The organism is Polaromonas glacialis (genome assembly GCF_000709345.1).
Lineage (GTDB): Bacteria > Pseudomonadota > Gammaproteobacteria > Burkholderiales > Burkholderiaceae_C > Polaromonas > Polaromonas glacialis.
The window spans coordinates 291,391-305,264 of the sequence record NZ_KL448323.1; the positions used below are offsets into that span (position 1 = coordinate 291,391).

Below are 13,874 nucleotides of genomic sequence, written 5' to 3' on the forward strand. Positions count from 1 at the left end.
AGGCTTTTGGATTTTAAGCAGGCCAGCTGAGGCGGCGAAGTTGCTGATTCAGAAGGCCGAATTGCCGGGCCTGGCTCTTGGGCGTGGCCGATGGGGCGGCATAGCGCTGTATTTCCAGCTGCATCAGCCAGTCATGCAGCGGCTGTCCCCGGGGTCCATATTTTTGCATCACCTGCCGGGCCAGCTGGCGCGGCGACGTGGCGGGCGTGCTGTCGATGCCGGCGCGGGCCAGCCGCCTGCGCGCCTGGCTCAGGAGCCGCAGCCACGGGTCGTGCTGGATGCGCTCCCACCAGGCCCAGCCGCCGCCCGCCACGCTGGCCAGCACGATGACGCCGATCAAGAGCGTGGCCAGGTCTTCCCAGCCGGGAGATTTGAAGCCGATGTCCTTCAGCAGGTTCAGCTGCCGGCCCTGCGTGTAGTTGAGCACCCACTGGGACCAGCCGTTGTTGACCGCTTCCCAGGTGGCGCGAAACTGCGCCGACAGGGTCGGGCTGAAGTTGCCAAAGGCCTGCGCGACCGCTCCCCGGGGCGGGGCCAGCCGCTGGAAGGCGCCGGTGCGTCCGGGTGCCACGGCCGAGGTCGGATCGACGCGCATCCAGCCGCGTCCGTCCTGCCAGACTTCGGCCCAGGCATGCGCATCGCTTTGCCGCACCACCCAGAAGCCGTCCACGCTGTTCATCTCGCCGCCCTGGTAGCCGGTGACGATGCGCGCCGGTATGTCGAGCGCGCGCATCAAGATGACGAAACTCGATGCAATGTGCTCGCAAAAACCCTCCTTGCGGTCAAACCAGAACTCGTCGGCGGTGTCCCGGCCATAGACGCCGGGTTCCAGCGTGTAGCTGTAGCCGCCCGTGCGCAGCCGCTCCAGCGCCACCTGCACCAGCGCGCTGGCGCCAGCCTGCGCATAGCGCGGGTCGCGCCGTATGTAGGCGGCCAGCGCCAGCGTGCGCGGGTTGAAGCCCGGCGGCAGATCGACGAACTCCTGCAGGCCCAGCACCTGCTGCTGCGGCCCATGGTTGAAATTCGGGTAACTGATGGCCTTGTAGCGGACCAGGTCGGTCACGGGCCGGTTGGTGATCCACTGCAGGTCGTCCTGCATCACGCTGCGGTAGCCCGGCAGCACCGGGCTTTGCGCCGCCGCTTCGAGCACGAACAGCCAGGGCCGGTTGGTCGGCTGCAGCGTCACTTCATACGGCACCGGCTGGCCGGATACCTGCAAATCGGCGGGCAGGGCGTAGTGCGCTGGCAGGCTGGCGCGCAAGGGCAGCCACTGCCGGCCGTCGAAGCTGGACAGCACCGGCCCCCGCAGGTACAGCTCGCGTTGCGGAGGTGTCTCGCCGTCGAATTTGATGCGCATGGCGACGCTGTCGTCCAGCGCCAGCGTGGCGATGGTGCCGACTTCCATGCTGGCGCTCAGGCCGCTGCGCCCGGTCATGGCATCGCTGGGAACGCCCCACAGCGGCGCCATGCGCGGAAACAGCACGAACAGCACCAGCATGATGGGCGCCCCAAACAGGGCCATGGCGCCGGCGGTTTTGGCAGCCTGCGCCAGCGGCGGCTTGCCAACCGGCATGTGGGCATTGACCAGCGCCGTCAGCAGGCCCAGCAGCCCAAGCACCATGCTGACGGCGGTCAGCAGCGACTGCGAATAAAAGAAGTTGCTCAGTATGCAGAAAAAGCCGAGGAAAAAAATCACGAAGGCGTCGCGCTTGGCGCGCAGTTCCAGCGTCTTGAGCGTGATCAGCACCACCAGCAGCGTCACGCCGGCGTCGCGGCCCAGCAGCGTGCCGTGCGTGACGTAAGTCCCGGCCAGGGTCATTACCAGCAGCAGCGCCAGCCAGCGCTTGCCGGGCAGGGCGCGGGCATCGAGCGCCAGCCAGCCGCGCCAAAGCAGCACCGCGCCGGCGCCCAGGCTGCACCACAGCGGCAGCCGGCCTGCCTGCGGCAGCAGCACCCAGGCAATCACCGCGAGCAGGAACAGCGTGTCGCGGCCGTCGCGCGGCAAGCTTCGCAGCGTGGCCAGCCCGGGCGTCAGCATGTGGCCAGCGCCTCCAGGCAATGGCGCTTGTGGGCTTCGCCGCTGGCCGGAGCAATGTCGCGAGCAGGCAGGCGCAGGCCGTAGCGCAGGCCGAGCCGGTCGGCCTGCAGCACCCAGGCGCACAGCCGCGACAGCTGGCGCTCCAGGTCCGGCGCACCGGCCTGCCGGATGTCGAGCCAGAGTTCATGGCGCTGCGCCTGCTGGGTGTCGCGCACCACCAGCCCGGCGCTTTCACCGCCTTGTTCGCCGGCCTTGGCGGCTTTTTTCCAGAGCACGTGCTTCAGCGGATCGCCGCGCCGGTAGCCGCGCACGCCGTCGAATTCGCCGCTGCTCTGGGCGCGCGCCGCATCGCCCGCGCCCTGCGCGCGCGGTTCACCGGGTGGCAGCGGCGGCGCGCTGGCCTCGGGCGCCGGGTAGACCATGACCTGCGCGGCGGGCCGCCAGACCGTCCAGACGCGAAAGGTGCCCAGCGGAAAACGGGTTTCCGCCGTCAGCGTCGGCAGTCGGTGCAGGCCGCGCCGCTGCGGCGTGAAGGCCACCTGCACCAGGCTGCTGCCTTGCGCTGGCACGTCGGTCCAGGCTAAGCGCCGCCCTGCGCCCGCTTGCCCGTCGACCGCCTGCGGGTCCAGCAGTCCCAGGCCGATGCCGTGGCGCACGGAGCGCCGCGCATTCGTGAGTTTGATGTCAAAAGCGGTGCTTGCGCCCGCGTAGTGGGCATGAGGCGCTATCAAATTCATGGCAAGACCGCGCAGCGTGCCGTGGCAGACATGCATGCCGACCAGCGCCGTTCCGGCCAGCAGGAAGGTCAGTAGGTAGCCCAGGTTGAGCTGGTAGTTGATCGAGGCGACCAGCAGCACCAGCAGGGTCAGAAAAAGCATCAGGCCGGGGCGCGTCGGCAGGATGTAGACGGTCCGCTGGGTCAGCGTCACGCTGTCGGACAGCGGCAGGCGGGCTTCGAACCAGTGCCCAAAGCGTGTCCTGACAAACGATGCCGGCTTGGAAAGGAAGGCGAACGCGGCCATGAAAAGAGCAGGTCCGCGCGTCAAGGCAGCGGCACGGCGTCCAGCATGGCGCGCACCTGTTCAAGGGCGCCCCGGCCGGCACTGCTCACCGGCACCAGCCGGTGCGCGGCGGTCTGCGGCAAGATGGCGGCGATGTCGTCGGGCGCGACGTAATCCCGGCCGCTCAAGAAGGCCTGCGCCTTGGCCGCCCGCATGATGGCGATGCCGGCGCGCGGACTCAGGCCCTGCACAAACCATCGGCCCGAGCGGGTCGCGGCGATCAGGTCCTGCAGGTAGTTCAGCAGCGGCTCGGCGGCATGCACCTGCTGGACCAGTTGCTGCAGTTCGAGCAACTCGCGCGGCGCCAGCATGGCCGGCAGGGCATCCAACATCTCGCGCCGGTCGGCGCCCCTGAGCAGTTCGCGCTCGGCGGCGCGGTCCGGGTAGCCGAGCGAGATGCGCATGTGGAAGCGGTCGAGCTGCGACTCGGGCAGCGCGTAGGTGCCAAGCTGGTCGTGCGGGTTTTGCGTGGCGATGACAAAAAACGGCAGCGGCAGCGGGCGCGTCTGGCCTTCGATGGTCACCTGCTTTTCTTCCATGGCCTCCAGCAGCGCGCTCTGCGTCTTGGGGCTGGCGCGGTTGATCTCGTCGGCCAGCAGCACCTGGGCAAACATCGGCCCGGGGTGGAACACGAAGCTTTCCTTTTGCCGCTCGTAGATCGACACGCCCGACAAATCGCTGGGCATCAGGTCGGCGGTGAACTGCACGCGCGAGAACTGCAGCCCGAAGGAGCGCGACAGCGCATGCGCCAGGGTGGTCTTGCCGACGCCCGGAACGTCCTCGATCAACAGGTGGCCGCCCGCCAGCAGGCAGGCCACGCAGTCGCTGACATGGGCGGTCTTGCCCACAATCACCGTGTTAAGCTGATTCAGGAGGGCCTGGAGTTTTTCTTTCACATGCATGCTTTGAACCATAACGTAATTTTTAACATGATTTACTTGTCATGAACAAAACCGGCTATTTCACCCACACGGATTGCTGGAAACATGAAATGGGGCCGGGCCATCCCGAATGCCCCGAGCGGCTGGACGCCATCGAGCGCCAGCTTCTGGCCAGCGGCCTGGCCGACTTGCTGGACCGCCGGGAAGCGCCGCTCGCGCCCATCGGCGACATCGAGCTGGCGCACGACCGCATGCTGGTGGCGGCCATCCGTGGCCTGAGCGACCAGCTCGCCGATGACATCCTGGCCGGCGGCCCGAGCCATGCGCAGATCGACCCCGACACCTCGCTCAATGTCCACACCTGGAGCGCCGCCCTGCGCGCGGCAGGCGCCGTCATTGCGGCTACCGACAGCGTCATCGCCGGCGAGATGGCCAATGCCTTTTGCGCGGTGCGGCCGCCGGGCCACCATGCCGAGCGGGGCAAAGCCATGGGTTTTTGTTTTTTCAGCAACATTGCCATCGCCGCCAAGTACGCGCTGGAGCGCCATGGTTTGAAGCGGGTGGCGATTGTTGACTTCGACGTGCATCACGGCAACGGCACCGCCGACATCGTCCGGGGCGACGAGCGCATCCTGATGGTGAGCTTTTTCCAGCATCCGCTGTTCCCGTTCAGCGGCGCCGACAGCGTGGCGCCCAACATGGTCAACCTGCCAGTGCCGGCTTACACCCGGGGCATGGACGTTCGCGAACTGATCGACCTGATGTGGATGCCCCGGCTGGAGGAATTCAGGCCTGAGATGATCTTCATCAGCGCCGGTTTCGACGCCCACCGCGACGACGACCTGGGCCAGATGAACCTGACCGAACAGGATTTCGCCTGGATCACCGGGCGCATCAAGCAGGTCGCCGACCGCCATGCAAAAGGCCGCATCGTGTCCGCGCTCGAAGGCGGTTACCACCTCGGCGCGCTGGGGCGCAGTGTCGAGGCGCATATCCGCGTGTTGGCTGATTTATAGGAATTTTTTCATGAGTGTTATTTCTTTGGCCGAGGTTTCATCACCGCTGCTGCATACCCGTGACGAGCGCGGCGTTCACTGCCTGGTCCTGAACCGGCCGGCGTCCTTCAATGTGCTGGGCGAGGACATGCTGGCCGCGCTGCAGTCGGCGCTCGACGCCATTGCGCTGGACGAATCGGCGCGCATCGTGGTGCTGTCGGCGCAGGGCAAGGCGTTTTGCGCCGGCCACAACCTGAAGGAAATGCGCGCCCTGCCGGAACTTGGCTATTACCAGAAGCTGTTTGCCCAGTGCAGCCGCATGATGATGAGCATCCAGAAGCTGCCGGTGCCGGTGATTGCCCGGGTGCAGGGGCTGGCCACGGCCGCCGGTTGCCAGCTGGTGGCGCAAAGTGATTTGGCCGTGGCCGCCAGCGGCGCCAGCTTTGGCGTCAACGGCATCGATGTCGGCCTGTTCTGCGCCACGCCCAGCGTGCCGCTGGTGCGCAACATGCCCGCCAAGCAGGCCATGGAAATGCTGCTGACCGGCGACTTCATCAGTGCCGACGAGGCGCGCGTGCGGGGGCTGGTCAACCGCGTCGTGCCGCTGGAGGCGCTCGACGACGAGGTCGAAAAAATGGTGCAGGCGATATTGGCCAAGCCGCGCGAAGCCGTCGCCATGGGCAAGGCGCTGTTTTACCAGCAGCGTGAAACCGGCATTGAAGCGGCCTATCAGCTGGCCGGGCAGGCCATGGCCTGCAACATGATGCACCCCGTTGCGCAGGAGGGCGTGCAGGCCTTCGTCGAGAAACGAAAACCTCAGTGGCCGGTGCCGTGAGCCCGGCTGAGGTTCCTGCTTCCGCTGTCACGCCTGCCTCGGCTGCCGCGCCTGCATCCATGGAAAGCCTGGATGCCTGGCTGCGGGCCATGACCCGGCCCAACGCATTGATCGAGCTGGCATCGCTGATGGCCTGCGTGCTGCTCGCCTGGCTGGCGGTGAAGGTGCTGAGCCGCGCGCAGCAAGTGCAAAACGACTCGTCCATCCTGTTTGGCCGGCGCATTGTCGATGGCGCGCTGTTTCCGCTGCTGCTGCTGACCCTGGCGTATGTCGCGCAGACGCTGCTGGCCCGGCTGTTTCCGCTGGCGCTGTTTCGGCTGGCCATTCCGGTGCTGCTGGCGCTGGCGGCCATACGCCTGAGCGTCAAGGTGCTGCACGCCGCTTTCAAGGACGCGCCGGTGGTGCGCGCGCTGGAGCGCACCTTCTCGTGGCTGGCCTGGGCGCTGATGGTGCTGTGGGTCAGCGGCCTGCTGCCCATCATCCTGGACGAACTCGACGGCATCAAGTGGAATGTTGGCGGTTCGCTGCTGTCGGTGCGCGCCTTGCTGCAGGGCGTGCTGACGGCCGGCGTCGTGCTGCTGATCACGCTGTGGATCTCGTCGGCGATTGAAAGCCGGCTGCTGCGCTCGGCCACCGGCGGCGAGCTGTCGCTGCGCAAGGCGGTCAGCAATGCTACGCGCGCGGCGCTGATGTTTGTCGGCCTGCTGATGGCGCTGTCGTCCGTGGGCATCGACCTGACGGCGCTGTCGGTGCTGGGCGGCGCGATTGGCGTGGGCGTGGGTTTTGGCCTGCAAAAGCTCGCTTCCAACTACGTCAGCGGCTTTGTCATGCTGGCCGAGCGCAGCGTGCGCATCGGCGACAACATACGCGTCGACAACTTCGAAGGCCGTATCACCGACATCAATGCTAGGTACACCGTGGTGCGTGCGCCGTCTGGGCGCGAATCCATCGTGCCCAACGAGATGTTCATCATCAACCGGATCGAAAACCTGTCGCTGACCGATACGCGGGTGTTGCAGTCCACCGTGGTGTCGGTCGGTTATGACAGCGACGAGGAACTGGTGATGCGCCTGCTGACCGAGGCGGCGCTGGCGCAGGAGCGCGTGCTGCCGGAGCCGGCGCCGGGGGTCAACCTGACCAATTTTGGCGCCGATGGGCTGGAATTCACGCTGAACTACTGGATCTGCGACCCGGAAAACGGCCAGCAGAACGTGCGCTCGAAGATCAACCTGGCTATCCTGCAATCATTGCGCGCGCACCATATCGAGATTCCTTATCCGCAGCGGGTGATTCACACCCGGGCAGACCGGGCCCCAGAAACGGACTCTGGGCCATCGATACCGGCCGCCGGCTCCGGGAAAGCCCTGCCGGAACCTGGATGACGGCTAATGGAGGAAGTGCTCTAATTTGGGGTGGGATGCCCTTTATAATAAAATAGAACGATCGTTCTTTTTTATTTCTGCGGCAAGATACGTTTTTATTTCGCAGGACGGCCGCACGGCACCCCGGGTGCCCCGGCATAGAATGCAGAGCTTACGTTTACGTCAACGTCAATCAACAATTTTTGGAGCCCCGTCATGAAAATCCTGGTCCCCGTCAAGCGCGTCGTCGATTACAACGTCAAGGTGCGCGTGAAAAGCGACGGCAGCGGCGTCGACATCGCCAACGTCAAGATGAGCATGAACCCGTTCGACGAGATCGCCATCGAGGAAGCCGTGCGCCTGAAGGAAAAGGGCGTGGCGACGGAAGTGATCGCCGTTTCATGCGGCGTGCTGCAGTGCCAGGAAACGCTGCGCACCGCCATGGCCATTGGCGCCGACCGCGCCATCCTGGTCGAGACTGCGGAAGAACTCCAGCCGCTGGCCGTGGCCAAGCTGCTCAAGGCGCTGGTGGACAAGGAACAACCCCAACTGGTGATCCTGGGCAAGCAGGCCATCGATGATGACTGCAACCAGACCGGGCAGATGCTGGCTGCGCTGCTGGGCTGGGGCCAGGCGACGTTTGCCTCGAAAGTCGAAGTGGCCGATGGCGTAGCCAAGGTCACGCGCGAAGTCGATGGCGGCCTGGAAACGCTTTCCTTGACCCTGCCGGCGATCATCACGACCGACCTGCGCCTGAACGAGCCGCGCTACGTCACGCTGCCCAACATCATGAAGGCCAAGAAAAAGACGCTCGAAAACGTCAAGCCGGCCGACCTGGGCGTCGATGCCGCCCCGCGCATCAAGACGATCAAGGTCAGCGAGCCGCCCAAGCGCAGCGCCGGCATCAAGGTCGCCGACGTCGCCGCGCTGGTGGACAAGCTGCGCAACGAAGCCAAAGTCATCTAAATTAAAACGGAGCACCACAACCATGACCTCCTTAGTCATTGCAGAACACGACAACGCCAGCATCCGCCCGGCGACCCTGAACACCGTGACCGCCGCTGCCCAGTGCGGCGGTGACGTGCATGTGCTGGTGGCCGGCCTGAATGCCGCCGCCGCCGCGCAAGCGGCCAGCCAGATTGCCGGCGTGAGCAAAGTCATCCACGTGGATGGCGAGCATTTCGCCCACGGCCTGGCCGAGAACATGGCCGCGCAAGTCATCGCCATCGCCGGCGCTTATTCGCACCTGCTGTTCCCGGCCACGGCGTCGGGCAAGAACATCGCCCCGCGCGTCGCGGCGCTGCTCGACGTCGGCCAGATTTCGGACATCACCAAGGTTGATGCGGCCGACACCTTTGAGCGCCCGATTTACGCCGGCAACGCCATTGCCATCGTGCAGAGCCTGGACGCGGTGAAGGTCATCACCGTTCGCACCACCGGCTTTGATGCCGCCGCTGCCACCGGCGGCTCGGCAAGCATCGAAGTTGCCAGCGGCGTGGCAGACAGCGGCAAGTCGTCCTTCCTGGGTTCGGAAATCGCCAAGAGTGACCGCCCCGAGCTGACGGCGGCCAAGGTCATCGTCTCGGGCGGCCGCGCGCTGGGCTCGAGCGAGAAGTTCCATGAGGTGATGGAGCCGCTGGCCGACAAGCTCGGCGCCGCGATGGGCGCGAGCCGCGCCGCGGTCGATGCCGGTTACGCGCCCAACGACTGGCAGGTCGGCCAGACCGGCAAGATCGTCGCGCCGCAGCTCTACGTGGCCGTGGGCATCTCGGGCGCGATCCAGCACCTGGCCGGCATGAAGGACTCCAAGGTCATCGTGGCGATCAACAAGGACGCCGAGGCGCCGATCTTCGGCGTGGCCGACTACGGGCTGGAGGCCGACCTGTTCACCGCTGTGCCTGAACTGGTCGCCGCGCTGTAAAGCAAAACAAAGCGAAAGGGCGTCTAATGGACGCCTTTTTTTTATCTGGACTGCCTGGGAGGCCGGGCAACTGTTGATTTATTGGAGAGAAAAGATGAGCTACAAAGCACCCCTTAAAGACATGTTGTTTGGCATCCAGCACCTGGCCCGTATCGACCAGATTGCGCAAATCCCGGGCTTTGAAGACGCGGGTTATGAAACGGCCGAGGCGGTGCTGCAGGAGTGCGCCAAGTTCACCGAGGGCGTGCTGTCGCCGCTGAACTGGGACGGCGACCAGAATCCATCGAGCTTCAAGGCCGGCGTGGTCACGACGACGCCCGGCTTCAAGGAAGCCTTCAAACAATATGCCGAAGGTGGTTGGCAGGGCCTGCAGCACCCGGCCGATTTTGGCGGCCAGGGCCTGCCCAAGACCATTGGCGCGGTCTGCGGCGAAATGCTCAACTCGGCCAACATGAGCTTTGCGCTGTGCCCCATGCTGACCGATGGCGCCATCGAGGCGCTGCTGACGGCCGGGTCAAGCGAGCTGAAAGCGGTCTACCTGGAAAAGCTGGTCAGCGGCCAGTGGACCGGCACCATGAACCTGACCGAGCCGCAGGCCGGCTCCGACCTGGCCGCCGTGCGCACCCGCGCCGAACCGCAGGCCGACGGCACGTACAAGGTCTTCGGCACCAAGATCTACATCACCTACGGTGAGCACGACATGGCCGAAAACATCGTCCACCTGGTGCTGGCCCGCGCAAGCGGCGCGCCCGAGGGCGTCAAGGGGATCAGCCTGTTTGTCGTTCCCAAGTTCATGGTCAACGCGGACGGCACGCCGGGCGCGCGCAATGACGTGCATTGCGTCAGCATCGAGCACAAGCTGGGCATCAAGGCATCGCCGACGGCCGTGCTGCAGTTTGGCGACCATGGCGGCGCCGTGGGTTATATCGTCGGCGAGGAAAACCGCGGCCTCGAATACATGTTCATCATGATGAATGCGGCGCGCTACGCCGTGGGCGTGCAGGGCATCTCGATGGCCGAGCGTGCCTACCAGAAGGCTGTGGCCTTTGCCAGGGACCGCGTGCAAAGCCGCCCGGTCGATGGCTCGATCAAGGCCAGCGCACCCATCATTCACCATCCCGACGTCAAGCGCATGCTGATGACGATGCGCGCCTACACCGAAGGCTGCCGCGCCATGGCCACCGTCGCCGCTGCGGCCTATGACGCGTCGCACCACCATCCGGATGCCGAGGTGCGCAAGCAGAACCTGGCGTTTTACGAATTCATGGTGCCGCTGGTCAAGGGCTACAGCACCGAGATGAGCCAGGAAGTCACCTCGCTGGGCGTGCAGGTCCATGGCGGCATGGGTTTCATCGAGGAAACCGGCGCGGCGCAGTACTACCGCGATGCGCGCATCCTGACGATCTACGAAGGCACGACCGCCATCCAGGCCAACGACCTGGTCGGCCGCAAGACCGCGCGCGACGGCGGCCAGACGGCGAAGGGCGTTGCCGCGCAGATCGAGACGACTGAAAGCGAACTGGTCGCGCAAGGCAGCGCCGACGCGCTGGCCGTGGCCAGGCGCCTGAAGGCCGGCCGCGAAGCCCTTGTCGATGTCGTCGAGTTCGTCGCCGCCAACACCCGGAGCGACCCGAACGCGGTGTTCGCCGGCAGCGTGCCTTACCTGATGCTCGCGGGCAACGTGGTGGCGGGCTGGCAGCTGGCGCGTTCGCTGCTGGTGGCCCAGGAGCAGCTGGCGCAGGGTGTCGATGTCGCGTTCATGCAGGCCAAGATCACCACCGCGCGCTTTTACGCCGACCACTTGCTGACCAAGGCGCCCGGCATGCGCGACAGCATCGTCGAAGGCGCAAGCAGCGTGAATGCGCTGGCGCTGGACGCGTTTTGAGCGCGATCCGGTTTTGCTTCTGAATTGATAGCTGCTTGCGCATGCCAGCCGTGCGCAAAAGCCATTTTTTACTTAAAAAAATAGACAAACGATCACGGAGACAACCATGTCCAGACTGCCCGGCGCCCTGAACCACCTGCCCCTGCCCATCATCGGCTCGCCGCTGTTCATCATCAGCAACCCGAAGCTTGTCATCGAGCAATGCAAGGCCGGCGTCGTCGGCTCGATGCCGGCGCTCAATGCGCGTCCAGCCGCGCAACTCGAAGACTGGCTGGCCGAGATCACCGAGACGCTGGCGGCCTACAACCTGGCCAATCCGGACAATCCGGCCGCGCCCTTCGCCATCAACCAGATCGTCCACAAGTCCAATGACCGGCTGGAGCACGACCTGGAAGTGTGCGCGCGCTTCAAGGTGCCCATCATCATCACCTCGCTGGGCGCGCGCGAGGACCTGAACCAGGCGGTGCATGGCTGGGGCGGCGTGACGCTGCACGACATCATCAACAACAAGCATGCGCACAAGGCGATTGAAAAAGGCGCCGACGGCCTGGTGGCGGTGGCTTGCGGCGCGGGCGGCCACGCCGGCGTGAAAAGCCCGTTTGCCCTGATCCAGGAAATCCGCCAGTGGTTTGATGGCCCGGTGGCGCTGTCAGGCTCGATTTCAACCGGCGGTGCGGTGCTGGCCGCGCAGGCCATGGGCGCCGACTTTGCCTACATCGGTTCGGCCTTCATCGCCACCGAAGAAGCCCGGGCGTCAGACGCCTACAAGCAGGCGATTGTCGAAAGCAATTCCGACGACATCGTCTACAGCAACCTGTTCACCGGCGTTCACGGCAACTACCTGGCGCCGTCGATCCGAGCCGCCGGCATGGACCCCGACAAGCTGCCTGAAAGCGACCCGAGCAAGATGAACTTCGGCGGCGACAAGAGCAAAGCCTGGAAAGACATCTGGGGCTGCGGCCAGGGCATCGGCAGCGTCAGCAAGGTGCAGCCCACGGCAGCCTTTGTGGCCCAGCTCCGGCGCGAATACGAAGAGGCGCGGGCGCGGTTGCTGGGTTGAGGGGGCGGTTTATCGTGGACTTTTCGGTCTCGGACTCGGTTTCGGAACGGATGAGCCGCACAGCCAGCGCAGCGATCAGCGGTAACATCGCGGTTTCCATTTTCCAGTCCCTCCATGCCCCTGCCCAATCACCAACTCAGCATGACCGTGCTGATGACGCCGGACATGGCTAACTTTTCCGGCAATGTCCACGGCGGCACCATCCTCAAGCTGCTCGACCAGGTCGCCTACGCCTGTGCCAGCCGCTACGCGGGCGAGTACGTCGTCACCCTGTCGGTCGATCAGGTCATGTTCCGCCAGCCGATTCATGTGGGCGAGCTGGTCACGCTGCTGGCGTCGGTCAACTACACCGGCAACACGTCGATGGAAGTGGGCGTCAAGGTGATCACCGAAAACATCCGTGGTCAAAGCGTGCGGCATGCCAATAGCTGCTTTTTCACGATGGTCGCCGTGGGCGAAGACGGCAAGCCCAAAGCCATTGCGCCGCTCGAACCCGAAACGCCTGATCAGATCCGACGCTACGCCGACGCCAAAATCCGCCGCGAGTTGCGTCGGGAGTTCGAGCTGCGGCGGCAGGCGCTGACCGTCAAGCCCGCGTGAACGCCGGTTTCATCGCCCGGCGCCCGTGCGAAGCTGAACCAGCGCGCCAGCGTCTGCTGGCCTGATGGGTCGGCCCGCTCATCTGCGCCAGCCTGGCATTGACGCGCTCAAGGGGTTGGCTTGTGTGCTCATCATCTGGCATCACCTGGCTTTTTACGGGCCGATGTCGGATGTGCTCTATCCCTTTGCGCCTGACCTGACCGACTGGCTGTATGACTACGGCCGCATGGCGGTGCAGGTGTTTCTGGTCATCGGCGGTTTTCTGGCGGCCAAGTCTCTGGCGCCGCAAGGCCAGGCGACCTTTGCGTCGCCGGGCAGGCTGATGGCGCGCCGCTACCGGCGGCTGCTGCTGCCTTATCTGGTGGCGGTGGCGGCGAGCGTGGCAGTGGCCGCGCTGGTGCGTCCGTGGTTTGACCATGCTTCGCTGCCGTCTGCACCGACATTGTTTCAGTTGCTGGCGCATGGGCTGCTGCTGCAGGACATGCTGGAATTTGAAGGGCTGTCCGCCGGCGTCTGGTATGTGGCGATTGATTTCCAGCTGTTTGCCATGGCGGTGCTGCTGTTCAGCCTGTCACGGCGGCTTGAGCGGCGCTGGCCGGGTTTGCTCGATTGGCCGGTTGCGCCGGGACTGGTGTTGACGGTGATGGTTTGCGCGGCGTCGCTGTTCGTGTTCAATAACAACAGCCATTGGGACACGGCCGGGGTGTATTTCTTTGGCGCTTACGGCTTGGGCATGCTGGCTTTTTGGGCCGCGAACTCAGGCCGGCGCGGGGCGTGGCTGCTGTGCATCGGCTTGCTGGCCGGCACTGCGCTGCTGCTTGATTTCAGGGGGCGGCTGCTGGTGGCGTTGGCTGTGGCGTTCGGGCTCGTATTCTTGCAGCGCATGGCTTCAGGGCCAGGTGCGCCACGCTGGCCACAGCGGCAACTGGCCGGAGTCGGACAAATGTCATATTCGATTTTCCTGATTCACTTTCCGGTCTGCCTGCTGGTCAACGCGGTGGTGAGCTGGTTTTGGCCTGCGCACTTGCTGGCCAATGTGGCGGGTTTGCTGGCGGCGTTTGCGCTGTCGGTGGGCGCGGGCAGCGTGTTGTACCGAAACGTTGAATCCAGGGCTTCGCTTTATTCCGGCCGACTCAAATTGCGCTTTGCTGCCTGATGCGGCGTGAAAAACCGTAAATTCAAGTAAAAAGTGCCGTTTGCGCAGACTGAACGTGCGCAAGCAGCTATGGAATCAATA

At 65.0% G+C, this 13,874-nt stretch carries 12 protein-coding genes; 9 read left to right on the plus strand and 3 right to left on the minus strand.

All coding sequences use genetic code 11. The annotated features are described in order from the left end of the window. Positions 1 to 13: 13 nt before the first annotated feature. From EC86_RS0101710 to EC86_RS0101720, 3 genes are read right to left on the minus strand one after another with little or no spacing between them, the layout of a single operon-like run. Complete coding sequence (locus tag EC86_RS0101710) at positions 14 to 2,038, minus strand: transglutaminase TgpA family protein (RefSeq protein ID WP_029523987.1); 2,025 nt, start codon at positions 2,036 to 2,038, stop codon at positions 14 to 16. After that, positions 2,032 to 3,060: a DUF58 domain-containing protein gene (locus EC86_RS0101715; protein ID WP_029523988.1), complete on the minus strand. Its 1,029-nt coding sequence runs from the start codon at positions 3,058 to 3,060 to the stop codon at positions 2,032 to 2,034. The genes EC86_RS0101710 and EC86_RS0101715 overlap by 7 nt, the downstream gene beginning before the upstream one ends. Before the next feature lie 20 nt (positions 3,061 to 3,080). Next, entirely contained in the window at positions 3,081 to 4,001 is a 921-nt protein-coding gene (locus EC86_RS0101720) for an AAA family ATPase (protein WP_029523989.1), read from the minus strand. Positions 4,002 to 4,042: 41 nt separating this feature from the next. Between EC86_RS0101720 and EC86_RS0101725 the strand changes: the two genes are divergently transcribed. The 9 genes from EC86_RS0101725 (at position 4,043) to EC86_RS0101765 (ending at position 13,793) form a co-directional block, all read left to right on the plus strand. Further along, positions 4,043 to 4,996 carry a histone deacetylase family protein gene (locus tag EC86_RS0101725; RefSeq protein WP_029523990.1) on the plus strand — a complete coding sequence of 318 codons (954 nt, stop codon included), beginning with the start codon at positions 4,043 to 4,045 and terminating at the stop codon, positions 4,994 to 4,996. 10 nt (positions 4,997 to 5,006) lie between these two features. Then, a complete protein-coding gene (locus tag EC86_RS0101730; RefSeq protein WP_029523991.1) occupies positions 5,007 to 5,810 on the plus strand; it encodes an enoyl-CoA hydratase in 804 nt (267 codons plus the stop codon). A 59-nt stretch (positions 5,811 to 5,869) separates the two neighbouring features. Next, positions 5,870 to 7,192 carry a mechanosensitive ion channel family protein gene (locus EC86_RS0101735; RefSeq protein WP_051675674.1) on the plus strand — a complete coding sequence of 441 codons (1,323 nt, stop codon included), beginning with the start codon at positions 5,870 to 5,872 and terminating at the stop codon, positions 7,190 to 7,192. A 195-nt stretch (positions 7,193 to 7,387) separates the two neighbouring features. Beyond that, positions 7,388 to 8,137: an electron transfer flavoprotein subunit beta/FixA family protein gene (locus EC86_RS0101740; protein WP_029523993.1), complete on the plus strand. Its 750-nt coding sequence runs from the start codon at positions 7,388 to 7,390 to the stop codon at positions 8,135 to 8,137. 22 nt (positions 8,138 to 8,159) lie between these two features. After that, positions 8,160 to 9,092: an electron transfer flavoprotein subunit alpha/FixB family protein gene (locus EC86_RS0101745; protein ID WP_029523994.1), complete on the plus strand. Its 933-nt coding sequence runs from the start codon at positions 8,160 to 8,162 to the stop codon at positions 9,090 to 9,092. Between the two features lie 94 nt (positions 9,093 to 9,186). Then, the gene (locus EC86_RS0101750; protein WP_029523995.1) at positions 9,187 to 10,977 is read left to right on the plus strand and encodes an acyl-CoA dehydrogenase; all 1,791 of its coding nucleotides are present in this window, start codon (positions 9,187 to 9,189) and stop codon (positions 10,975 to 10,977) included. A 106-nt stretch (positions 10,978 to 11,083) separates the two neighbouring features. After that, the gene (locus EC86_RS0101755) at positions 11,084 to 12,037 is read left to right on the plus strand and encodes an NAD(P)H-dependent flavin oxidoreductase (protein WP_029523996.1); all 954 of its coding nucleotides are present in this window, start codon (positions 11,084 to 11,086) and stop codon (positions 12,035 to 12,037) included. Positions 12,038 to 12,151: 114 nt separating this feature from the next. After that, positions 12,152 to 12,637 carry an acyl-CoA thioesterase gene (locus EC86_RS0101760; protein WP_029523997.1) on the plus strand — a complete coding sequence of 162 codons (486 nt, stop codon included), beginning with the start codon at positions 12,152 to 12,154 and terminating at the stop codon, positions 12,635 to 12,637. 64 nt (positions 12,638 to 12,701) lie between these two features. After that, positions 12,702 to 13,793, plus strand: a complete 1,092-nt coding sequence (locus EC86_RS0101765; RefSeq protein WP_029523998.1) for an acyltransferase family protein — start codon at positions 12,702 to 12,704, stop codon at positions 13,791 to 13,793. Positions 13,794 to 13,874 lie beyond the last annotated feature (81 nt).

Coding starts and splice junctions, on each gene's coding strand:
- EC86_RS0101725 (WP_029523990.1), top strand. CDS start 4,043: ATGAACAAAACCGGCTATTTCACCCACACGGATTGCTGGAAACATGAA.
- EC86_RS0101745 (WP_029523994.1), top strand. CDS start 8,160: ATGACCTCCTTAGTCATTGCAGAACACGACAACGCCAGCATCCGCCCG.
- EC86_RS0101750 (WP_029523995.1), top strand. CDS start 9,187: ATGAGCTACAAAGCACCCCTTAAAGACATGTTGTTTGGCATCCAGCAC.
- EC86_RS0101720 (WP_029523989.1), bottom strand. CDS start 4,001: ATGCATGTGAAAGAAAAACTCCAGGCCCTCCTGAATCAGCTTAACACG.
- EC86_RS0101755 (WP_029523996.1), top strand. CDS start 11,084: ATGTCCAGACTGCCCGGCGCCCTGAACCACCTGCCCCTGCCCATCATC.
- EC86_RS0101715 (WP_029523988.1), bottom strand. CDS start 3,060: ATGGCCGCGTTCGCCTTCCTTTCCAAGCCGGCATCGTTTGTCAGGACA.
- EC86_RS0101765 (WP_029523998.1), top strand. CDS start 12,702: ATGGGTCGGCCCGCTCATCTGCGCCAGCCTGGCATTGACGCGCTCAAG.
- EC86_RS0101730 (WP_029523991.1), top strand. CDS start 5,007: ATGAGTGTTATTTCTTTGGCCGAGGTTTCATCACCGCTGCTGCATACC.
- EC86_RS0101740 (WP_029523993.1), top strand. CDS start 7,388: ATGAAAATCCTGGTCCCCGTCAAGCGCGTCGTCGATTACAACGTCAAG.
- EC86_RS0101760 (WP_029523997.1), top strand. CDS start 12,152: ATGCCCCTGCCCAATCACCAACTCAGCATGACCGTGCTGATGACGCCG.
- EC86_RS0101710 (WP_029523987.1), bottom strand. CDS start 2,038: ATGCTGACGCCCGGGCTGGCCACGCTGCGAAGCTTGCCGCGCGACGGC.
- EC86_RS0101735 (WP_051675674.1), top strand. CDS start 5,870: ATGGAAAGCCTGGATGCCTGGCTGCGGGCCATGACCCGGCCCAACGCA.